The 21,671-nt window shown below is 60.1% G+C and carries 17 protein-coding genes; 16 read left to right on the forward strand and 1 reads right to left on the reverse strand.

The annotated features are described in order from the left end of the window. Positions 1-4: 4 nt before the first annotated feature. A complete protein-coding gene (locus AC522E_RS04115) occupies positions 5-607 on the reverse strand; it encodes a MarR family transcriptional regulator (RefSeq protein WP_500749122.1) in 603 nt (200 codons plus the stop codon). 259 nt (positions 608-866) lie between these two features. Here AC522E_RS04115 and AC522E_RS04120 point away from each other — a divergent pair, with 259 nt between their 5' ends. From AC522E_RS04120 to AC522E_RS04195, 16 genes are all read left to right on the forward strand, one after another. Then, positions 867-2,624, forward strand: a complete 1,758-nt coding sequence (locus AC522E_RS04120) for a type I secretion system permease/ATPase (RefSeq protein WP_500749123.1) — start codon at positions 867-869, stop codon at positions 2,622-2,624. Next, on the forward strand, positions 2,617-4,017 hold the full coding sequence (locus AC522E_RS04125; RefSeq protein WP_500749124.1) for an HlyD family type I secretion periplasmic adaptor subunit: 1,401 nt from the start codon (positions 2,617-2,619) through the stop codon (positions 4,015-4,017). Before AC522E_RS04120 ends, AC522E_RS04125 begins: the two co-directional genes overlap by 8 nt. 486 nt (positions 4,018-4,503) lie before the next feature. After that, positions 4,504-5,244, forward strand: coding sequence for a calcium-binding protein (locus AC522E_RS04130; RefSeq protein ID WP_500749125.1), 741 nt, complete (start codon positions 4,504-4,506; stop codon positions 5,242-5,244). Positions 5,245-5,303: 59 nt separating this feature from the next. Continuing rightward, a complete protein-coding gene (locus AC522E_RS04135; RefSeq protein ID WP_500749126.1) occupies positions 5,304-7,541 on the forward strand; it encodes a glycosyltransferase in 2,238 nt (745 codons plus the stop codon). After that, complete coding sequence (locus AC522E_RS04140) at positions 7,538-8,374, forward strand: class I SAM-dependent methyltransferase (protein WP_500749127.1); 837 nt, start codon at positions 7,538-7,540, stop codon at positions 8,372-8,374. Before AC522E_RS04135 ends, AC522E_RS04140 begins: the two co-directional genes overlap by 4 nt. Continuing rightward, complete coding sequence (locus tag AC522E_RS04145) at positions 8,371-9,636, forward strand: glycosyltransferase family 4 protein (RefSeq protein ID WP_500750583.1); 1,266 nt, start codon at positions 8,371-8,373, stop codon at positions 9,634-9,636. Before AC522E_RS04140 ends, AC522E_RS04145 begins: the two co-directional genes overlap by 4 nt. A gap of 19 nt (positions 9,637-9,655) precedes the next feature. Continuing rightward, the gene (locus AC522E_RS04150; protein WP_500749128.1) at positions 9,656-10,414 is read left to right on the forward strand and encodes a hypothetical protein; all 759 of its coding nucleotides are present in this window, start codon (positions 9,656-9,658) and stop codon (positions 10,412-10,414) included. Between the two features lie 8 nt (positions 10,415-10,422). Continuing rightward, a complete protein-coding gene (locus AC522E_RS04155; protein WP_500749129.1) occupies positions 10,423-12,684 on the forward strand; it encodes a glycosyltransferase family 2 protein in 2,262 nt (753 codons plus the stop codon). Beyond that, positions 12,681-13,979, forward strand: coding sequence for a glycosyltransferase family 4 protein (locus AC522E_RS04160; RefSeq protein ID WP_500749130.1), 1,299 nt, complete (start codon positions 12,681-12,683; stop codon positions 13,977-13,979). The genes AC522E_RS04155 and AC522E_RS04160 overlap by 4 nt, the downstream gene beginning before the upstream one ends. Positions 13,980-14,022: 43 nt before the next feature. Further along, complete coding sequence (locus AC522E_RS04165) at positions 14,023-15,210, forward strand: polysaccharide pyruvyl transferase family protein (protein ID WP_500749131.1); 1,188 nt, start codon at positions 14,023-14,025, stop codon at positions 15,208-15,210. Positions 15,211-15,223: 13 nt separating this feature from the next. Beyond that, on the forward strand, positions 15,224-16,420 hold the full coding sequence (locus AC522E_RS04170; RefSeq protein ID WP_500749132.1) for a hypothetical protein: 1,197 nt from the start codon (positions 15,224-15,226) through the stop codon (positions 16,418-16,420). A 340-nt stretch (positions 16,421-16,760) separates the two neighbouring features. Continuing rightward, the gene (locus tag AC522E_RS04175) at positions 16,761-17,819 is read left to right on the forward strand and encodes an ABC transporter substrate-binding protein (protein WP_500749133.1); all 1,059 of its coding nucleotides are present in this window, start codon (positions 16,761-16,763) and stop codon (positions 17,817-17,819) included. Then, positions 17,816-18,868, forward strand: a complete 1,053-nt coding sequence (locus AC522E_RS04180) for a FecCD family ABC transporter permease (protein ID WP_500749134.1) — start codon at positions 17,816-17,818, stop codon at positions 18,866-18,868. The genes AC522E_RS04175 and AC522E_RS04180 overlap by 4 nt, the downstream gene beginning before the upstream one ends. A 3-nt stretch (positions 18,869-18,871) precedes the next feature. Further along, on the forward strand, positions 18,872-19,657 hold the full coding sequence (locus AC522E_RS04185; protein WP_500749135.1) for an ABC transporter ATP-binding protein: 786 nt from the start codon (positions 18,872-18,874) through the stop codon (positions 19,655-19,657). Between the two features lie 8 nt (positions 19,658-19,665). Next, a complete protein-coding gene (locus AC522E_RS04190; RefSeq protein WP_500749136.1) occupies positions 19,666-20,454 on the forward strand; it encodes a class I SAM-dependent methyltransferase in 789 nt (262 codons plus the stop codon). Positions 20,455-20,516: 62 nt separating this feature from the next. Next, positions 20,517-21,659, forward strand: coding sequence for an alanine racemase (locus AC522E_RS04195; protein WP_500749137.1), 1,143 nt, complete (start codon positions 20,517-20,519; stop codon positions 21,657-21,659). Positions 21,660-21,671 lie beyond the last annotated feature (12 nt).

The following is a 21,671-nucleotide window of genomic DNA, read 5'->3' on the forward strand; positions in this document are numbered from 1 at the left end:
TCCGTCAGGTGGTTCGCGTTCCGCCATAGCGGAGAGCGCCGGTCCAGACATGCTCCAGACGCTGTAAGGTTCTGAACGCCGTTTCCAGATCCTGCTTCTCGTCCTCATTGCGCACGACGAGACGGTGATAGGTTTCATCCATCTTCCGGACGGATTCGCAAAGCTCACGTCCCTTCTCCGAGAGGCGGATGCGCGCGGAACGCCGGTCCCGTTCGGACGCACTGCGGTCCACATATCCGCCTTCGACCAATCGCTTGAGGTTATAGGACGCATTCGAACCCAGGTAATATCCACGGTCGATAAGGTCGCGGACAGTCAGTTCGTCGGCGCCGATCATGAACAGCATCATCACCTGGGACGGGCTGAGATCGTCGACGCCGAGACGTCCCAGATCCAGCCGGAACAAATCCAGATAGCGGCGATGAACGCGCTCGACAACGCGGACGAGATCGAGATGCGATACTCCGGAGAGGTTCTCGGCCGGATGGATGGTCTCTACAACTGGAGCTGGGACTTTCGCAGATTGCGGGATCGGGGAGAGATCCGACAGGCCGCTTGTCGGCACTTCCCGAAACAGCCCTACTTCTTTGCTGAACTTATGTTCCATGCGTTCTCCTGTCACGCTAGTGATTAGTTCGAAATTCGAACTATTTCTAAGACGTTTTCCCTAAACTTTTAAGTTGTGTTGTTTGTTTCGTTATAAAGAGAATGCTTATTCTAGGGTGACATTCTGCAAGATCGCCATATGATGGTATAGAGAATTGTCGTCGTGTAAAGCAATCGGAAATAATCCCTTTATGGGGCTCGGCGATTACTCTCTCCTCTGTCACATTTTCGTCGATATATTCGTTTCAGAAATGGCTCGCATGAACAAGGCGACTGTCTCCGGAGAGGCCGCGGATCTCATTCACCGCGGCCGTAAGGCATTCATCGTGGGGCTCGCCTATGCGGGTCTCCTGAGTGCGTTCATCAATTGCCTACAGCTCACCGTGCCACTGTTCATGTTGCAGGTGCATGATCGCGTCGTGAACAGTCAGAGCCTCGATACGCTCACGATGCTCATTGTCATCGCCGCGGTCGGCCTCATTCTGTTCGGCGTCCTCGACTACGTGCGCGCCCTCACTTTCCAGGTGATGGGCAGTCTTCTCCTCCGCCGGCTCAATCTGCCCGTCCTGCAGGCTGCCGTGTCCGCTTCCGTTCAACAGGGCAGTGCACGTGCAAGCCAGGCGATTCGCGACCTCAATGATCTGAGGTCCTTCCTGACCGGCAACGCCATCAGCGTTCCCCTGGAAGCGATCTGGTGCCCGATCTTTCTCGCGGTCCTGTTCGCTCTGCATCCGCTGTACGGGTTGGTGGCGCTCATTTCCGCGACTCTGATCGTGGTGCTCAGCCTGGTTTCGGACCTGCTGACCCGTCGCGCTCTCAAGCGTGCAAATGAATCCGCTATCCGCGGCATCGGCGACATGAGTTCCAGCCTTCGCCATGCGGAGGCGATCGAGGCGATGGGGATGCTCCCCGCACTGGCCCGCCGCTGGCGTGGCCATCAGGTTCGCGCGCAGGATCTCCTCGACATTGCAACGCGGCGCGGGCGGGCGATGTCATCCCTGACACGAACCTGTCGCTATATGATGCAGATTGCCGTGCTCTCGGTCGGAGCCATGCTTGTCATCCGGCAGGAAGTCAGTCCGGGCTCAATGGTGGCTTCCAGCATCATCATGGGGCGGCTGTTGTTGCCGTTCGACTCGATGGTAGACGGATGGCGGCAATGGGTCCTTGCATCGGCCGCATGGACGCGTGTGTGCGACCTCCTGGAAAACGAGACGCCGCGTCGCGACACTCAGCCGACGCCGCGCACGGACGGCGAGCTGACCGTCGACCGGCTTGTCTATGCGCCTCCTGGATCCGATGTCCCAGTCCTGAAAGGCGTCTCCTTCTCGTTGTCTCCCGGCGAAGTGCTGGGTATCGTCGGTCCGTCGGCTGCTGGAAAGTCCACCCTCGCGCGTCTTCTCGTCGGAGTGCTCAAGCCGACGACCGGTGGCATTTACCTCGATGGGCACAACGTCTTTCTGTGGGAGCGCGAGTCGTTCGGCGACATGGTCGGCTATCTGCCCCAATCCGTTTCGCTCCTTGAGGGGTCAATTCGCGAGAACATCGCCCGCATGCAGGAGGCGGATCCGCACCTTGTCCTGGAAGCGGCGCGCCTGGCCGACGTGCACGCCATGATCGGTCGCTTTCCTCTCGGGTACGACACACGCCTCGGGGACAGCGGTTTTCTTCTGTCCGGTGGGCAGAAGCAGCGGATCGGACTTGCGAGGGCCCTCTATGGCCGGCCGCGCCTGATCGTTCTGGACGAGCCGAATGCAAATCTCGACACCGAGGGCGAGCGGGCCCTCATGCGAGCCATCGAGGCGGCGCGAGCAGGTGGCGCCATCATAATCCTCATCGCGCATCGCCCATCGATCATGCAGGTCGCCGACAAACTTCTGGTTCTACAGGATGGGCGAGTTGCTCAGTTCGGACCCCGAGCCTCAGTGGTCGGTATCAATGATCGCGACGGGAAAATCGCAAAGCCTGTTCAAGCGCAGGCTATCCGAGCCGTTCAGGGAGAGGGACCTCGTGGCTAGCACCGAAATCCTCGTCCAAAACCGCCGCTCGCCGATTGCGAAGCAGGTGGATCTGAAACATGTGGACTTGAAACGGAACTGGGTCGAACGCTTCGAAAGCGAAGAGCATGGCAGTCCCTCCCTGCGGACACCGCTCATGGCAGGAATAGTCGCGATCGTGATCGGCCTCGGAGGCTTCGTGGGCTGGGCTTTCGCGGCACAGCTCGATAGCGCCGCTGTTGCCAACGCAACGGTGGTGGTCGATTCCAAGCGCAAGACGGTCAGCCACCTCGAGGGCGGAATTCTCAAGACGCTGCTCGCCCAGGAAGGGGACGTCGTCAAGGCAGGACAACCACTTCTGCGGCTCGACGACACGCGCGCCAAGGCGGAGCTCGAGCAGCTTCGCGCAAAGCGGATCGGCCTCGAGGCGCGGCTCGTCCGTCTGCGCGCAGAACAGACCCATCAGAAGGAGCTGTCTTTTCCTGATGAGGTTACGGCGTCGTCGAGCCCGATCGCGGCCGACGTGGTCAAGGCGGAACGAAATGTCTTTCTTTCACGGCGCGAGATGTTCAACCGCCGAGTCGATATCCAGCGCAAGACGGTGGAGCAGCAGAATGCGGAACTTGCGGCGATCAGCGCCCAGACCGAAGCCAACACGCGTCAATCGGAACTGCTGAGCCGCGACCTGAACGCCATCGCCACGCTGGTCGAGAAGGGCTACGCTCCCCGCCCGCGACTAACGGAACTGCAGACCCGGGAGAGCGAACTCGTCGGGCGCGCCGCGGAACTCGTGGCTCGCAAGGCAAAGGCCGAACAGGCCAAATCGGCGGCCGAACTCGAGATTCTCTCGATCGAGAATGACTTTCAGCAGCAGGTCGCCGCAGATCTTCAGACGGCGCAGCTCGACCTCGCAGATACCATCGAGCGTATGAATGCAGCCAGTGATGTTCTGCGCAGGGTCGAGGTGGTTTCTCCCCAAAGCGGAATCGTTACAGATATCCGCACCCGCACGCCAGGAGGCGTCATTGCGCCGGGCCAGCCGATCCTCGATATCGTCCCCGAGCAGGAACCCTTGATCATCGAGGCGAAGGTCGGGCTGCGCGATATCGATTCCGTGCACCTCGGCGCCCCAGTCCAGGTGCGTCTGACAGCGTATAATAATCGGAGCACGGCGCCACTCGCCGGAACGCTGACTTACCTCTCTGCCGACCAGCAGATCGACGAGCGAAATCAATCAGCCTTCTATGTCGTGCGGGCCTCGATCCTGCCCGAAAGTCTGGCAAAGAACACGGATGTTAAGCTGTATCCTGGAATGCCTGCTGAAATACTTATCATCAACAAGCCGCGTCGGGCCATCGACTATCTTCTCGCTCCCATAACGGAAAGCTTCAATCGGGCCTTCCGAGAGGAGTGACGTGAGAGCAGAGAAGGGCGAGGACTAGCTCCGGCCTCCCAAACTCAAACGCATCGGTGTCGAAGTGCGTGCGCCAAGGCGCACGTCGGAGCGGATAGGCGCGAGCCTCGTTCTGCTAGCCGACGACTGACATCCCACGGTCCTCTATCGCCCGGATGAACCATTTATCGAAATAGAACACCCTCTGTATCAATGTATTAGAAGATATTTCGAATTTCGAACTAAATTGAATGATGTTTAGATAGGTAAATAGACTAAATTGGATGCTGTCATAATATCGTCAATATTAGAGTTTGAATAGCTTTTATTGTGATTTGGTCTTTACAAGCGCTATGTATTCATCAATGTTGCGGTGCGGCGAACAGGTAATACGAATTCTGACGATGTCATCGTCGGTCGCCTTCGGGTGAAGGTTCGCTCGCTTCAATTCCACCTATCCCATCCGGCGGGCAGATGCCCTCCGGCTCAGACAGCAAGGAGACAGGTATGGCAACTCTTGAAGGTGGCGCCTATCACGACACGCTACACGGCACCCACTCACCCGATGTGATCTTCGGGAACGGCGGAGACGACTTCCTCTTCGGCGGCGGGGGCAATGACGCTCTCTTCGGCGGGGAAGGTGACGACCTTCTTTTCGGAGGTAACGGAGAGGACGCGCTGTTCGGCGGCGCCGGAAGCGACGTGCTCTTCGGTGGAAACAGCAACGACGTCCTTCAGGGCGCTGCCGGCGATGACATCCTCTTCGGAGGCAATGGCGACGACGCGCTTCAGGGCGGCTCGGGTGACGATTATCTCCGCGGCGGCAATGGCAACGACGTCCTCCAGGGCGGCGATGGCAGTGACATTCTCGAAGGCAATTCCGGCGACGACCTTCTTCAGGGCGGCGCCGGGGATGACGTCCTGCGAGGCGGGTCGGGCGATGACATTCTCCAGGGTGGCGCCGGAGACGACGTTCTCCAGGGGAATTCCGGCCAGGACGTCTTCGTGTTCTCTGGTGGCGGTGGCAACGACGTCGTCCTGGACTTCAAGGTCGGGGAGGACCTGCTGCAGGTCACCAAGGGCATCAACGGCACGGATATCTCCTCCGCGGAAGATATCGCAAGCCGCGTCCACCAAGTCGGCGACAATACTCTCGTCGATCTGGGCAACGGCGACTCGGTTACTCTCGTCAACGTCAGCGCCGACGACGTGCAGAGCAACCCGAACGACTACTTCTCCGTCAACTAACGTAAAAAAGCGCTGCAGCCTCGTGCTGCAGCGCCCCTCTTGCAAGGTTCTCGAACGGCATGGCGCTGCTTGATCTATCGGAAACGGCTTCGACGCCCGGCATCGCAAATCGGCCCGCGGCCGCGCTTCTCGGTGGTGGCGTGGTGTTGGTCGTATGGGATGTTCCCGAGGCAGTGCGGGCCCCAGCGTCTCTCTCCCTCTCGGATGGTGTCGTCGTTGCACCGACCGCTGCGCTGCGCCTGGCTCGCAAAGATGGCGGCACTCGCCTTCTTTGGGCACTGCGCCGTCCCGACCACATCTCCCTCGAAATCGTTCTGTCGACCGGGACGCTCGGTTCCCGAGCGGAGCTTTCCCTTCCGGCAAGCTCTATCGTATCCGCAGTGGACGCCGGCGCGCTCCTTCATGATCTCGAGGATCATGCAAGCGCGACCCTTGTCTCGACTCTGCTGAATCTGTGGGGTGGCCTCTTTCGTTTGCAGAGGAATGGCGCTTTCATCCGTAGCCTGTCGGCGCTGTTGCGGCATATCAATCCCTCTCCCCAGCCTGTTGCAGTCATCGCAAGGGCCGTCGACGATCTCGTGCTTCTGCAGACGCCTTTTCCGAGCGCTTTCGGAAAAGTCGACGCGATCTATCGCATCACGCGCCATGCTGCGGAGCGTCTCAAGGGGCGGCCCCATCGAACCTCCCTCGGGAAGGGGCGGGACGTGCTGCACCTTCTCACCGCGGGGGCGTCGAATGGGCAGGAAGGGTGGCTCATTTTTGCAGGCTCGGATGGAATCCAGGTACGCGCGTTGGTGCCACCGGAGAAGAAGGCGCCGCCGCTGACCGGCTGGCTGCGGGAACATGCAAAGCGAGCCGCGGGTCTTCGGGAACATCTGCTGATCGAATTGTCGCAACTCGCGGATACAGGCGACGCGGCGGCGGTGGAGGCGCAGCTCGCCGCGCCCCTCGAACGTCAGAGAGTTGGCACAGGAACCTCGGGCTTGTCGGCCGAGGTAACGAATGCCCTTTCGACTGCTGCAGGAACCCTCGTTACCGGATGGTTTCGCGACCCATTAAATCTCGTCGCCGGCATAGCGGCTGTCGGTCGCGACGGGGCCATACACGACTTGACGGGGACTCTTCATCGTTACCCGATCACGGCCGAGGCGGCCGGTGTCGACGGGCGGGTGAGCGCCGTGGGGTTCGCGGCCCTCGCTCCCTCCGCCGGAGGTTCGACGCCTGTTCTCCAGCCGCGATTTCGCCTTCTATTGAAGTCGGGAGCATACCATCCGCTCGTGCCCGCCCTTCAGCCGATCGATCCAGCAGAGGCACGAGCAGCCGCTCTGAGAGCCGTTTCACCACAGCATGTCGACGACCGCCTGTTGGCGGACACGTTAAGTCCTGTCATAGCCGAGCTGCATGACCGGGCTCGGATCGCACCGAGCAAGCCCCATATCCACCAAATCGGCCAACCTCTCGCGCGTCCTCGGGCATCTGTCGTCATCCCTCTCTACAAGGCGCTCGATTTCCTTCGCTTCCAGATTGCGGCCTTCGCGACGGATCCCTGGTTCAGGCAACATGCCGAGCTGATCTATGTCCTGGACTCGCCTGAGCAGGCACTGGACGTCAAGCATCTGCTCAATGGGCTGCACCTTGTCTATGGGCTTCCAGTTGTGCTCGCGACTATGGATCGCAACAGCGGATATGCGCGAGCCTGCAATGTGGGCGCCGCGCTCGCCCGCGGCGATATTCTGGCGCTCGTCAATTCAGACATCATTCCGGAAGCACCTGGCTGGCTCGCGGCCCTGGCCGCAAGGCTTGATGCCCGCAAGCGGATCGGCGCAGTGGGTCCTAAACTCTTGTTCGAGGACGGGTCCCTCCAGCACGCCGGAATGTACTTCGAACGCGATCATCACGGGCGGTGGCTCAATCACCACTATTTCAAGGGGATGCCGCGACATTACGCGCCTGCAATGGAACAACGCCTCGTCCCAGCGGTCACGGGTGCGTGTCTTGTCACGTCGCGTACGCTCTTCGAAAAGGTCGGCGGCTTCTCGGACGACTATGTCGTCGGCGACTACGAGGACAGCGATCTTTGCCTCAAGATCACGGCAGCCGAACGTAAGATTCTCTATGTTCCGGACGTCGAGCTCTATCATCTCGAACGCAAGTCCATGGCTCTCAACGTCGAGTACATGAAAGGCGTTGCCTGGCAATACAACTGCGCCCTGCATGACTCCCGATGGGGAGACATGATTGCCGACATCATGAACATCCATAACCGATTCGGAAAAACAAGGAGCAAAGCGGCATGAATGCGCAGGTCGGCAGCAGGGTTTCCGCCTATCAGCCCCTACTTTCCCCACACGAAGAAGGTCGCCTTTCGGTGATCATGGAGACGATCGAGCGCAACCGCTTCCTCCCGGCTCCGGCTCCCGAGAGTATCTTCGTCGGCGATGGCGATTACCGCGCGATCGGTGCGGAGTATCTCGGGCATTTCGTGCGCATCGGTGGCCTCAGGCCGTCCGACCGCGTCTTGGATATCGGTTGCGGGATCGGGCGCATGGCGGTTCCACTGACCCAATATCTCGACCATGAAACAGGCTGTTACGAGGGCGTGGACCCTGTGAAGGACGGAATCGAGTGGTGCGTGCAGAACATCACGCCAATCTATCCGCACTTCCGGTTTTGCCAGATCGACTTGGCTCATGAACTCTACAACCCCGGCGGAGCTCTGGCAGGGCATGAGGTCGTTCTACCCTTCTCTGACTCCAGCTTCGATTTCGCCGCCATGGTTTCCGTCGCGACGCATCTTCCGATTGCGGAAATCGCCGCCTATGCCCGCGAGATCACGCGTCTTCTTACGCCAGGCGGCCGCCTGTTCATGACGACATTCCTTGTCCTCGACGGCGACCTGGAGCGTGCAGGAGCCCGCCCGAAATTCAGCGCAGGCCGCGAGAGCGGGAGCTGGTACGGCGATCCCGCCGCCCCCCTTGGAGCGATCGGATTCGATCGACATCTGGTCGAACGGGCCCTTTGCGAAGCAAGCTTGCAGATCCAGCGCGTAAGCCTGGGTCACTGGCGGGGCATCGACAGCACGCATTACCAGGACATCGTCATTGCCACGAAGCCGGAGAGGGCCGCCTGACCATGCGCGTTCTCGTCGTCGCCCATAACCATCCGGATCTGCATCCCGGCGGAACCGAGATTTTCGCTCACGATCTTTTCCGCGAGCTCCGCTCAAGACCCGGGATCGAGGCCCTGTTCCTGGCGGCGACGAACCGCGTTCACCGGGAGCCGCGTCCTGGTACGAGCTTCCAGTCAGTCTCGGACGCGCCGGACGAAGTCGTGCTCTGGAGCGGGCATTTCGACCACTTTTATCTCAGCCAGATCGATACCTATGGCGTCGTGCCGAACCTTGTTGGACTCCTGCAGGAGTTCCGGCCCGACGTGGTTCACATTCACCACGTGCTGCTTCTCGGTGTCGAGTTCATTGCCATCATCCGCCGCGTTCTGCCACAGGCGCGGATCGTGATGACACTGCACGATTATTACGCCATCTGCGCCCATGATGGCCTCATGATGCGGCCGAAGGGGCGGGAGCGCTGCGACCGTGCCTCTCCGAACCGTTGTGGTGCATGCTTTCCTGATATTGGAGCCGATCGCTTCCTTCTGCGGGAGCGCTATGTCAAGACATTGCTGAGCCAAGTCGACAGTTTCGTTGCGCCCAGCCATTTCATCAAGGATCGTTTCGTTGCATGGGGACTCCCCAATGACCGGATCGATGTCGTGCCGAACGGCCGGCCGGATGCTCCAATTGCCACGCACAGACCCTCCGCCGACGGGCGGCGGCCCGTCTTCGGCTATTTTGGCAATCTCAATCCTTGGAAGGGTGCTCCCGTCCTATTAAAAGCGGTTCAGCGTCTTGAATCCGAAGGTTTGGAAGGGTTCGAGTTGCGCATCCACGGCGGCGCGCCATTTCAGGCCGAAGGCTTCATCGAGGAGGTCGACGCCCTTGTCGGGCGAGTCGAGCGTCATGTTGCGCGCCTCGGTCCTTACCGCCGGGACGAAATCCCCGCATTGATGGCGGCGGTGGACTGGGTCGTCATGCCTTCGATCTGGTGGGAGAATGCACCCCTTGTCATTCAGGAGGCTTTTCACCATCGACGTCCTGTTATCGTGAGCGGCATCGGCGGTATGGCCGAGGCCGTGCAGGACGGCGTCAACGGCCTTCACGTGCGCCCCGACGATCCGGTCGCACTGGCCCGTGCCATGAGGAGGGCCATGGACGAGCCACGCCTCTGGGACAATCTGGTCGAAGGCATCCGGCCGCCGCCGACTATGGCTCAGACGGCGGATCATCATCTCGACCTCTATCGCGGCATCGGCGCATCTGCGCAGGCCGCCTGAAGCAGGGAGCAATGACCCGATGAGCATTGCGGAAGTCAAGAAATCATCCACAAACGTCGTCCAGGTCCCGGCGAGCCAGATCCAGGGACGGCTGGATGCTGTTGAAAGCCGCCGGCTCTACGGCTGGGTTTGGGATCGGGCGCGTCCCGAGGAGAGGCTCCTCGTGCGGGTGCTCTTCCGAGGGCGCATGGTCGCGTCAGCAACTGCCGATCGTCCTCGCATCGACCTGCGCCGCAACGGCATTGGCGACGGTGCTTATGCATTCGAGGTCGAGCTCCCGGAGGCAGTGAGTCACGACCTCGGTGAACTCGAGGTCGTTGCCGTCTTGCGCAAGACCGGCGAAGAAATCGTTCTGCCAGCGCCCAGCCAGGATGAGCGGACTGCGGAGGCGGTGATCAGCGCTCCGCTCAACAGAGTGCTGCAGCAGTTGGAGGTCCTGATATCTGCGCAGCATCGATCGCAGATCATTTTGCGTGAAGCTGTGGAGGCGATACGCGACACGGCAGGCCAGGTTGAGCAGATGTCCTCCAAGGAAGATGGCATCGGCGCTGCGCTCGAAGTTGTTCGTTCCAACCATGGCGAACTGGCCCGGCGCATCTCCGATGTAGAAATCTTCCATATGCGTTTCGACAAGATGATCGCCGGCTTCGACGACCGCATCAAGGACTTGACGAGCGCGGCAGACAGGCCCATGCGTCGCGCCGTTGCCGTTCTGGTTCTGCTGACGAGCATCTCGGCCATCAGTGCCATATCAACCCTCATGATTGCACTCCGATAGGGATATTCATGACGATAGCAGTACGTCACGCGCCGCAACAGGACATGGCTCCCAGTCCACGTTCAGACTACGCCGCGGGAAATGCGTTCCTGAACGATCAACTGAGCCTCCCGACGGATGGAGAAACAGTCATCGCGTCGCCCGTCGGCGAGGATCTGCTGCTCGTCAGCGGGGTAACCGATGCGCTGTCGGGCGCCGTACCCGTTCTTCTCAACGGCGATCCCTCGCTCTCGATGACGGCGAACGTCATCACGTGGAACCGGCGAGAGGCACCTCCGGAGGCAAAAGTCGGCTTTGTCGCCATTGTCCCCGTCAAGGTTGCGGGCCGAGTCCGCATCCGTTCCATCGTCATGCGCCGCAAGGGGCAGCCGGCGCGCTATACGCTGGTGAGACGGGCCTTGCCGCTGATGAGCCTGATGAACGTCGTAGCCGCCGATGCAGAAGCGGAGTTCTCGAAGGTTGCCGATGGCGTTGCTCAGGCTCTGGTAATCGGCACAAGCGACCCGAAACGCATGTCCGCCGCTCTTTCGATGCTGACGGCGACAGCACGCACGGACGGATTCGTGGAGGTCATGGGCGTTCTCGACACGGGGGAAATATATCTCCAAGGCTGGTCGAGCGAGCTTCCGGCCGACAAGTCTCGCCTCATCGTTTCCCATGACGGTCTGCATGCGGTGGATTTCGTTTCGGCCAAGGTTCAGCGAGAGGATCTCGGTGAGCGCGGATACGGCTTTGTGGGCCTTGTGACTCCTGGAACCGCGACGGTCGATCTGGAGCGCCTGCAACGGCTCTTCTTTCGTGGCCAGCAGGGATGGCGGACACTTGAGATTTATGACCGCCGCATTCACCTTTCACCGATGGACGTGCCGGCGCATGTGCGCGATGCCCTTCCAAGAGCCACTGCAAATGTCGAGACCCTGGGCCTGCTGCAGAAAGCGGGTGCCCGCTTCGACGGGCGGGATACGGTCTCTAGTCTCAGTGAGCCCGTGCGCATCGGAATGGACATGGTGCTGGAATTGCCGAAGGGGGGAATCCTGGTCGGCGGCTGGATGCTCGATCCGGAGCACGTGGTAAAGGAGGTTGTGCTCAACGCAGGCAAGAAATCCGTGCCAATCGAAAGCAGCTGGACGCGCCTGTCCCGGCCCGATGTAACGGCGGCATTCCAGCATGACCCGGTCTTCGGACACAGTGTCGATCCCCATCGCCATGATCATGGCTTTTTGGCGTTCGTCCCGGAGCTGGGCTCCACGAACCAGGATCCAGTCTATTTCGAGATCAAGATCGGTGACGAAACGTCTGCCTTCTATCCCCTCAACCCTGCGCGCGCCGCATCACGGCGCGCAGTGGACAAGGTGATGGCCGCGCTCGACCCTCGCTCTGCGGCTACAAGTATGGCCATCGAGTCGCATATCGGCCCGATGATCCAGGCGTTCGACCATCCCAAGCCACGAGCGGTCGAAAGGCGAGATTTCGGCTATGACGAGAGCGCAGCGCGTCTTTGCCTCGTCCTTGGCGGCCGGCGCGACGTGGAAGAGGTTCTCGTCGCTCTTTCACTTTTGGCGCTGGATCCGGAGATGCACAGTGTCCCCATTCTCCTTTGTGTGCCGATGGAGCTTTTCGGCCGTATTGCCGCGGAGGTGCAGCGTCTCGCGAGGTTCTACGGGCTGGGCATTCGTCTCGTAGGAGCCGATGGAGTCCAGGATTCGTGCGATACCCTGGAAGCCGCCGTTCAGGCGACGAACGCCGAAGCGCTCGTCTTCCTCTCGGCAGGCGTCTTGCCTCGCAAGCCCGGATGGCTCTCCGTGATGGAGCGGACATATCGCAAGCGCAACGGAAAGGTCCTTGTAAGCCCAACAATTGTCTTCGAAGACAACTCCATTTGCTTCGCAGGCACCTTGCTCGACCAGCGCGAGAGGAAGCTGGTCGACAGCTTCCTGGGGTATCCGAGCGATGTCATCCGCGGCGCCGAACCGACGGAGGTCATGGCCGGCTCGACCGCCTGCTGCATTGTCTCACGCTCCGCCTTTCACGATATTGGCGGGTTCAGCCAGTCTTACATGAGCGTCAAGGAGAAGGGGCGGGACCTCTGCCTTAAGCTCAAACTCGCAGGCACGCCCTCGTTCTGGCTGCCGGATGTGGAAATGATTGCCGCGGACGGAGACTCCGTCGATGCCAGCCTTCCCTGGCAGCGGCTGGTTCAGCATGTCGACCGCTGGAGTTTCGACCGTCGCTGGTCTCTCCTCGTCGCCAACATGCGGGGGGTCGAATGACTTATCATCCTTTGCGCGTCCTCGTTGTATCCCACGGACATCCAAGCTTCTCGCTCGGTGGGGCGGAGGTCGCATCGTACAATCTGCACAAGGGTCTGAACGCTCTCGATGGCGTCAGTTCCCGGTTCGTCGCCCGTGTCGGTCATCCGGTCGTGCGCCACGGAGGCACCGCCCTTCTCAGCCTTCGCCAGAAGGAGGGTGAGATCCTCTACCATGCTGATGACTACGATCACTTCTTCCTTTCCAATCGCAACACCGAGGAGATCGAGCGGGACTTCCTGCGAGTGGTGCTCGATCTCAAGCCCGATGTCATCCATTTTCATCACTTCATTGGTCTGGGGCTGGAATGCATCTATGCGGTGCGACGCGCCCTGCCGGATACTGTCATCGTCGTCACCTTCCATGAGTTCCTGTCCATCTGTCATCACCACGGGCAGATGGTGAAGACGCGAAACAACAACCTATGTCGGCAGGCTTCGCCTGCGGATTGCAATGCCTGCTTTCCCGATATTTCGCCGGCGCGGTTCCTGCGCCGCGAGAATTTCGTTCGCGGCCTGCTTGAATTAGCGGATCATTTCATATCACCAAGCCAGTTCCTCGTAGACCGCTATGTCGATTGGGGCCTCGACCGGTCGAAGTTCTCGGTCATCGAGAATGGCCTCGATATCGCGGATCCTGCTGCCCCGCGGCCATTGCCCGATGGCGCGCGCAGGGCGCGCTTTGCGTACTTTGGTCAGATTACATCCTTCAAAGGTGTCGATGTTCTGCTCGATGCAGTTGCCCGAATCCCGGACGCGGTCTGGGGAGATGATGCCCAGCTCATGATCTTCGGCGGCAATCTGGAACGGCAGCCAGCGGCGTTCCAAGAGAAGATCGAGAAACTCGTCGAACAGGCGGGGCCGCGCGCGCGCTTTTACGGTGCCTATCAGAACGCCGAAATGCCGCGCCTCATGCAATCGATCGACTGGACGATCATCCCATCAATCTGGTGGGAAAACTCGCCAATCGTCATTCAAGAGTCGTTCTTCCACGGACGGCCCATGATCTCCAGCAATATTGGCGGCATGGCGGAAAAGATCGTGGATGGTGTAAACGGCTTGCATTTCCGCGCCGGCTCTCCTGAAGACCTGATTGATCGCATGACCGAGGCGCTGACCAACCCGAACCTCTGGGACCGTCTCCGCGCCGGGATAGAGCGGCCGATCAGCTATCGGGAATGCGCGCAGAAACACCTCGACCTGTACTACACGATCGCCGCGAACCGCGAGATCGCCCCCGCGGCGCGGTCAGCCTGACAATTGTCCACAAAGTCGAATTGCAGCCAGAAGGAGAGAGAACATGGCACGCATTCTCGTAATGATTCCATCCGGTGAGGTTTATGACCACGACAATGTTCGTTGGTACCGGTACAAGGACGTCCAGAACCACATCAATCACTATCACAACATTGGCGATGCTTTCGTCTTCGATTCCTCGCTGAAGCTTCTCAATTTTGATAAGCTTGGAGTTCTGCCGATCGCGAACCCGAACCTAGATGATATAGACCGGCTCAATGAGGAATATGATTATGTATTCCTGCGTGGCTCCAACTACGTCCACAAGGATATGCGCTGGAGCCAGACGATCGAGGTTCTGAAGCGGCTCAAGATACCAGTCGTCGCCTACGGCATTGGTGCGCAGGCGCCCGTCAAGGGCAAGATCGAGCTTTCGGACGAGACAAAGACGGTCTTGCGCATGATGGCGGACTCGACCACCTCGATTGGTGTCCGCGGAGCATACTCCGCCCAGGTTCTGTGGGATATCGGCATCCGCAATGTCCGCATCGTCGGCTGTCCGACTGCCTTCCGTCGGAACAATCCGAACATGACCATCCAGCTTCCGCCTCTCGACAAGGTCAGGTATGTGGGTGTCACGATGCGCCGGGAGGTTTCGCCTGCCTATGCGCAGGATATCAAGCGCTACCTCACCTTCCATCGTGATTTCGTCAAGTCCCTTGCGCAGCGGTTCGATGTGGTCCTGATGGCGCAGGGCGAGGTCGAGGAAAAGAAAATTGTCTTCGGAACACAGGAGCAGAAAGAAGAGGCCTTCGCGGCACTGCGCGCCAACAAGTGGGTCTCCGACTGGTATCTGGACGACACCATGGAAAAGCTCCATCGTGAGCGGTTGTTCTATTCCGACGTTGTTGCCGACTACGAGGACCTGGTGCAGCAGAAAGACCTCGTCCTGGGATATCGCCTGCACGGCAATCTGATGGCGCTGTCGAATAGCACGCCCTCGATCTACTTCACGTATGACAGCCGGACAGTGGAGTTTGCCGAGACGTTCCAGATTCCGAGCTTCGACGTGTTCGCCGGCAAGGACTTCAGCATCGAAGAGTACTGGGACCAGTCGCTCTTCGACAAGTTCAATCGGGCCTACCATCATACCTATCGTGAAATGCGGCAGTTCCTCGTGGAGAACGGCGTCGATACAAAGATGGTCGATGTGATGCAGAAAGTCGACGACCCGATGCAGAAGGTGGCGTAGGGGGGCCAAGTCGATGAGAAGACCGCTGACGCTTCTCGCTCTCTCTCTCCTGGCGGGAAGCGTTCTGTGGGCCGGCGCCCGAGCCGAGACGGCCGGGCGCCGGGACCTCTTGATCGGTCCGGTTGGACCGATCGAGACCGTGTTCGACTGGTCGCGCGATGCCTGTGTGAAGAGTCACGTCCCGGATGCATCCGCGCGCGCCTTCCGCAACGCGGACGGCGAGGTTCGCCTGACCATCAGTCATAACGACAACCGCGCTCTCGTGGGAAAAGGACTGAACGACGTTCAGCCACGATGCGATCTCATCTATCAGGGGAGGGGATCCGCCAGACTCTCCGATTTCGACGACCTGAGCTGGATCGGCGGGGTCTACACGACCGATGGCCGGACGGTGTACGCCCTTGCTCATACGGAACTGCGTGGAGAGCGGACGCCCGGACAGTGCCCTGCAGGACGCTACAGCGCCTGTCTGCTCAACACCGTGACCGGCTTGATTTCCCGCGACGGTGGCCGTCACTTTGTCCCCGCCGGTGACGGGAAGCCCCCTGTCGTCGCGACGCTCCCCTATTCCTATCCAACTGACCGCTCGGCACGGGTCGGCTATGCCAATCCCACCAACATCATCGCGCGCAACGGCTGGTACTATGCGTTCGTCTTCGCCGATGGCTATCGGGACCAACGTCGGGGAAACTGCCTCATTCGGACCCAAACTCTCGACGACCCGACCTCCTGGCGGGCTTGGAGCGGTTCCGACTTTTCCGTGCGGTTCGTGAACCCATTCAGCGAGAGGGCGATCGATGCGGCGTCGCACGTCTGCCAGCCCGTTGCCCCGAACGTGATTGGACGCCTGATTGGCAGCATCGTCACACAGCGCGAGACCGGCGCCGTGATCGCTGTCTTTGGGGACAAGCGGCGTGGACCGGATGGTCGTATCGTGGAGGGCATCTACTCGTCCATGTCGCCCGATCTTCTCAATTGGACACAGCCCAGGCTCGTCATGGAAGCGCAACTGCTCTGGGACAAATCCTGCGATGAGAAGCTGGCTTACTTCTATCCAAGCCTGATCGATCCTGGGGCGGAGACGTTGTCGTTCGAAGACATCGGGTTCAGCGGCTTTCTTTACCTGACTCGTTATCAACTCTCGAACTGCAAAGTCACCTGGGATCGCGATCTCGTCCGTGTTCCCGTTGAGATTGGGAAAGCGCCATAGGCACGAAGGGCCCATGTATCCGCCTGAACTCATTGCGATGTTGTCTCCCGTTCAGAGGAATTCAAAAGTAGAGGCAGATAAGAAATATTCTAAGTAATTGATTTATAATTGATTTTGCCTCAAATTGTAGATAGCGCTGCTTCATGGTTACAGGCGTAGCCTTTGAACCGGGGCCTTGAACCCCGAAGCGCGAGGTCAATCAATGCCGACGTCCACACGGCCCAGTGGCGCACCTGCTGTTGTACGGTCATATCCCGTTCTAATCATTCTGCTCGTTGCCGCCTGCGTGCTTACATTCGTTATGCAAAGTAGCGGTGCCCACGCCCAGAGCTCGTCAGGGATGGTCGAGGTCACCGACCTGGCCGGCCGCACGGTCCAGGTCAAAAAGGGCGTGCAGCGCATGGTCCTCGGCGAAGGGCGCCAGCTTTATGGCTTGGCGGTTCTCGAAAGGGACAATCCTTTCAAGCGCGTCGTTGGCTGGCGGGATGATCTGAAGGTCAACGATCCGGATGCCTGGCGCAAATACCGCAGCAAGTTCCCGGAGGCTGACCGGATCGCCGATTTCGGCAATCCCTATACGAGCGACTTCAGCGTCGAGAAGGTTCTGGCTCTGGATGCCGATGTGGTCGTTCTCGATCTCGGCAACTATTTCAAAGCGCAGGAAACCGGGCTCATCGCAAAGCTCGAGAAAGCGGGTATTCCTGTCGTTTTTATCGATTGGCGCGAGGATCCGAGCCAGAACACCGTGCCGAGCCTCATCCTTCTCGGACGCATCATGGACCGAGAGAGGGAAGCTCTTGCCTTCGCCGATTTCTATCTTCGGCAGATGCGCCTTGTTTACACCCGGGTCGGAAATCTCAAGGAGAAGGATCGTCCCCTGGTCTTCATGGAACGTGCGGCAGGCTACAATCCGAACAGCTGCTGCTCCACGTGGGGCGCCACGAACTTCGGCAAGTTTGTGGAAGAGGCGGGTGGCCGCAATTGGGGAAGCCGCTTCTTCAGCTCGACCAGCGGCGGTGACGTCAATGTCGAGAAGATTGTTGCGGACGATCCGGAGTACTTCCTTCTGACAGGAGCGAATTGGTCGGAATCCATTCCGAGCAGCACCGCTGCACCCATGGGCTATGATGCTACCGACGAGAAGGTCCAGGCACGCCTGAGTACGCTGATGGAGCGCCCGGGACTGCCGCTGCTTCGGGCTGTCCAGAAGAAGAACGTCATGGTGCTCTACCATCAGTTCTACAACTCGCCCTATTCCTTCGTGGCCGTGCAGGCGATTGCAAAGATGCTCCATCCGGAACGCTTCAAGGATGTCGACCCGCAGGCGACGTGGGAAGATCTCCATGCGAAGTTCTTGCCGGTTGCACCTTCCGGAATCTTCTGGGCCACCCTGAAATGACCGCTGCCACGCTCACGACGGTCGTGGGCTACCGGCGCGTTGCACGCCGGCGGCTGGGCCTAGTTTGCCTTGGGCTTGCAGCCTTGGGGGCGGCATTCGTGACCGATCTCGCGGTCGGCCCCGGTCCCGCCACTTTGAGCCAAGTTCTTGATGCGCTCCTGGATCCATCAGGGGCCGAGACGCGCCTCCACCTGGTGGTGTTCGAACTTAGGTTGCCCGTGGCACTCATGGCGGTGCTCGTGGGAGCCATGCTCGGACTGTCCGGTGCCGCGATGCAGACCATCCTCAACAATCCTCTCGCCGATCCCTTCACGCTCGGCGTGTCCGCCGCTGCAAGTGTCGGTGCCTCGCTTGCCATCGCTTTCGGCTGGGTCGTTCTCCCGGTCGGGGGAACGCTGGCCATTACGGCGAATGCTTTCGTCTTCGCGCTGCTGGCATCGCTCGCTCTGTTTGGATTGACAAAGCTGCGCGGCGTCAGCGCCGAGACGATGGTGCTCGTGGGCATCGCTCTCCTCTTCACCTCGAATGCGCTCCTCGCGCTTATCCAGTACCGCTCGAACGAAACGCAGTTGCAGCAGATCGTCTTCTGGATCATGGGGAGCCTGAGCCGCGCGACTTTCGAGAAGATCGGGATCTGCATTGCAGCTCTCGGTGTTGCGATGCCGTGGATGCTTGCCCGCGCATGGGCATTGACGGCGATCCGCTTGGGCGACGAGCGGGCGGAAACCATGGGCATCAAGGTCGATCGGCTTCGGCTTGAGATTCTGGGTCTGGTGTCGCTCCTTGCGGCGATTTCGGTGGCGTTCGTCGGAGCCATCGGCTTCGTGGGACTGGTTGGGCCGCATATTGCGCGTCTCGTGATCGGCGAAGACCAACGCTTTTTCCTTCCTGTATCCGCAGTGATGAGCGCTGTCATCCTATCCTTGGCGTCAACCCTGTCGAAAGCAATAACTCCTGGCATCATCTATCCGATCGGCATGATTACGAGTCTGATCGGAGTTCCGTTCTTCGTCAGTCTCATCCTCTCGATCCGCAGTCGGGGAGCTTGATAGATGTCACTCATGATTGACGACCTGAGCTTTTCCTACGGCCCGCACGTGGTGCTCCGCGGACTTGTTGCGGGCCCCTTGGCACGTGGCGCCTTGACGGCCCTTGTGGGTCCGAACGGATCGGGCAAGTCGACGCTGTTCCGGTGCTTTTCAGGGGCAGCCAGGCCGCAGAGTGGCCGCATCCTGCTCGACGCGCAGAATCTAACTGCGCTCAAGGGGCGCGAACGTGGCCGCAGAATTTTCCATTTGGCGCAAGATCTGTCGGCGCGGGCGGCCCTGACTGTGTTCGAGGTTGTGCTCCTCGCTCGAAAGACCCTTTCAGGCGGAATGAGCCTGCGCGCAGGCTTGTGCGACTTGCGTGCGGTGCAGAATGTTCTGAGCAGCCTTGCCCTGGACCCGTTGAGTCAGCGCCATATCGGCACGCTTTCCGGAGGTCAGCGACAGCTGGTGGGCATTGCTCAGGCACTCGTGCGTGAGCCTGATGTGCTGCTGCTCGACGAGCCGACGAGCGCCCTCGATGTGCGCCGTCAGCTTGAGGTTCTGCAGATCGTCCGGCAGGTCACGCGGGAACGATCCATGATCACCGTCGTTGCGATGCACGACCTCTCCCTCGCTGCCCGTTTTGCCGATCGTTTCCTCGTTCTCAAGGATGGCCGCATTGCCGAAGAGGGGCAGCCGGAGCAAGCACTCAGAACGCACGCCACGGCTGAAGCCTACCGTGTCGGAATCCATCTGGAGCGATCCGCCCGCGGGTCTCTCCTCGTCGAGCCCTATCTTTCATCGTTGTGAGCCTTCGAATGACGAGCACCATGCAGGCCCCTTCCAACTGGTCCATCAAGGACGACATCCGAACCTATTGGTCGAAACGTGCGGAAACATTCGACCAGTCTTTTGGGCACCGCATTCCGAAAGGAGTCGAGCACGATGCGTGGGCCGAGGAGATTCGCGCTCATCTCGGGTCCCAACCTCTCGATGTCCTGGAACTCGCATCGGGAACGGGAGAGGTGACTGGGGTCCTCCTGTCCCTGGGCCATCGGGTCACCGGTATCGACCTGTCCGAAGCGATGATTGCCCGATCCAGCGCCAAGCATCGGGGTAATCCACGAGCGAAGTTCATTCTAGGGGACGCGGAAAGCACGAAGGAACTGGATGAGACCTTCGACGCTGTCGTCTGCCGCCATCTCGTCTGGACCCTGACTGACCCACAGGCGGCTCTGGAGGACTGGTTTCGCGTTCTCAGACCTGGCGGCCGAATCGTCATTTTCGATGGGGATTTCGTCAATCTGCCGCTGCGAGGACGTATAGCCAAGCGGGCGATGACTCTGCTGGAGCGGCTTTCAGCCACGCCGCCGCATCGTGACCCTGCGCTGGCGGATGAACACGCCGCCATCCTCCAGCGACTGCCTTTTCGCGATGGCCTGACGTTCGAGACGCTCAAGTTCCTCGTAGAGCAGGCTGGATTTGCCGATGTCGTGTGCGGGGACTATCGCCGCATCCACCGCGCTCAGCGTCGCATTGCCGGACCTCACGATTGGCTGCGGACATGGCTGCACGATCGCTTTATCCTGTGCGCGACGAAGCGCTGACCTGAGCAGCTATCGTCAGGAGCGACGGCGAGAGACTTTCAGGGAGGAGGACCGGGCACGTCATGAATTCAACGGATTGGACGGACCTGCCGGATCTGAAGACGCCTTTCATTCTTGTGCAGAAGGAACGCCTCCTTTGCAATATCCGCAAAGGCGCCGCGATAGCCGCAGAGGCGGGGATTTCGCTGAGGCCGCACGTGAAGACCCACAAGTCGGTTGAACTCGCGGGTCTTCAGAAGGAGCACGGCGCCATCGGTCTGACCGCCTCCAAGCCCAGCGAAGCCGAGGTCTTCGTCCATGCGGGCTTCAAGGACATTCTCGTCGCCTATCCTGTGATCGACCCCGATCGCGTCATTCCGCTTCTCCAAGTGGCGGAGGGCAGGCGCGCCTCGGTCGCCTTCATTGCGGACAGTCCCGATGGACTCGCTGCGCTTGCCCGGGCAGCACAGATCGCGGGGCGAAGCATCCCGGTCCGATTGAAAATCGACGTGGGATTGCATCGCTGCGGCGTAGCAGCTGATTCCTCTGCCCTCGACGAACTCGCACGGCTCCTGCATGCGCTTCCCATGCTCGCGTTCGACGGCCTTGTGTCTCACGCTGGCCATGCCTATGGCTGCACGGAGCAAACGCAGATCGCGCACGTCGCGCGGACCGAGCAGAGCTTGATGCTTCTTGCCAAGGAGCGGATGTCGAAATTCGGCTTCGCGAATGCCAGGATCTCCGTTGGATCCACTCCTACGGTCTTCTCGTCGGAAAGCTTTGCAGGCATCGACGAGATCCGGCCTGGGAACTACGTGTTCCTCGACCTGACTGCGGTCCGCCTCGGCATAGCATCCCCTCATAATCTCGCCCTCGCGGTCGTTGCCACCATCGTGAGCGCGAACGAAGATTATTACATCATCGATGCCGGATCGAAGGCCCTGACGTCCGACCTCGGGGCGCACAGTTCCGGCGGGTCCGGATTCGGCCTTGCATTTCCCTTCGCTGCCCAGCACGACCCTAAGGCAATGCTTCCGGTGGTGCGATTGTCCGAGGAGCACGGTTCTGTCGAGAGGCGCGGCGGCTTGCTTGGCGTCGGGACCCGGCTGCTGGTGTATCCCAATCACGCATGCCCGGTGGTCAACCTCTTCAATCGCTTGGCGATATGCATCCCGGGCGGGGAGGCATCCCTCTGGTCGGTCGATGCAAGGGGGAAAGAGACCTGATGGAAAGGTCCT

Source organism: Microvirga sp. BF8, assembly GCF_059888585.1.

Coding starts and splice junctions, on each gene's coding strand:
- AC522E_RS04115 (WP_500749122.1), bottom strand. CDS start 607: ATGGAACATAAGTTCAGCAAAGAAGTAGGGCTGTTTCGGGAAGTGCCG.
- AC522E_RS04120 (WP_500749123.1), top strand. CDS start 867: ATGAACAAGGCGACTGTCTCCGGAGAGGCCGCGGATCTCATTCACCGC.
- AC522E_RS04130 (WP_500749125.1), top strand. CDS start 4,504: ATGGCAACTCTTGAAGGTGGCGCCTATCACGACACGCTACACGGCACC.
- AC522E_RS04135 (WP_500749126.1), top strand. CDS start 5,304: ATGGCGCTGCTTGATCTATCGGAAACGGCTTCGACGCCCGGCATCGCA.
- AC522E_RS04140 (WP_500749127.1), top strand. CDS start 7,538: ATGAATGCGCAGGTCGGCAGCAGGGTTTCCGCCTATCAGCCCCTACTT.
- AC522E_RS04150 (WP_500749128.1), top strand. CDS start 9,656: ATGAGCATTGCGGAAGTCAAGAAATCATCCACAAACGTCGTCCAGGTC.
- AC522E_RS04155 (WP_500749129.1), top strand. CDS start 10,423: ATGACGATAGCAGTACGTCACGCGCCGCAACAGGACATGGCTCCCAGT.
- AC522E_RS04160 (WP_500749130.1), top strand. CDS start 12,681: ATGACTTATCATCCTTTGCGCGTCCTCGTTGTATCCCACGGACATCCA.
- AC522E_RS04165 (WP_500749131.1), top strand. CDS start 14,023: ATGGCACGCATTCTCGTAATGATTCCATCCGGTGAGGTTTATGACCAC.
- AC522E_RS04170 (WP_500749132.1), top strand. CDS start 15,224: ATGAGAAGACCGCTGACGCTTCTCGCTCTCTCTCTCCTGGCGGGAAGC.
- AC522E_RS04175 (WP_500749133.1), top strand. CDS start 16,761: ATGGTCGAGGTCACCGACCTGGCCGGCCGCACGGTCCAGGTCAAAAAG.
- AC522E_RS04180 (WP_500749134.1), top strand. CDS start 17,816: ATGACCGCTGCCACGCTCACGACGGTCGTGGGCTACCGGCGCGTTGCA.
- AC522E_RS04185 (WP_500749135.1), top strand. CDS start 18,872: ATGTCACTCATGATTGACGACCTGAGCTTTTCCTACGGCCCGCACGTG.
- AC522E_RS04190 (WP_500749136.1), top strand. CDS start 19,666: ATGACGAGCACCATGCAGGCCCCTTCCAACTGGTCCATCAAGGACGAC.
- AC522E_RS04195 (WP_500749137.1), top strand. CDS start 20,517: ATGAATTCAACGGATTGGACGGACCTGCCGGATCTGAAGACGCCTTTC.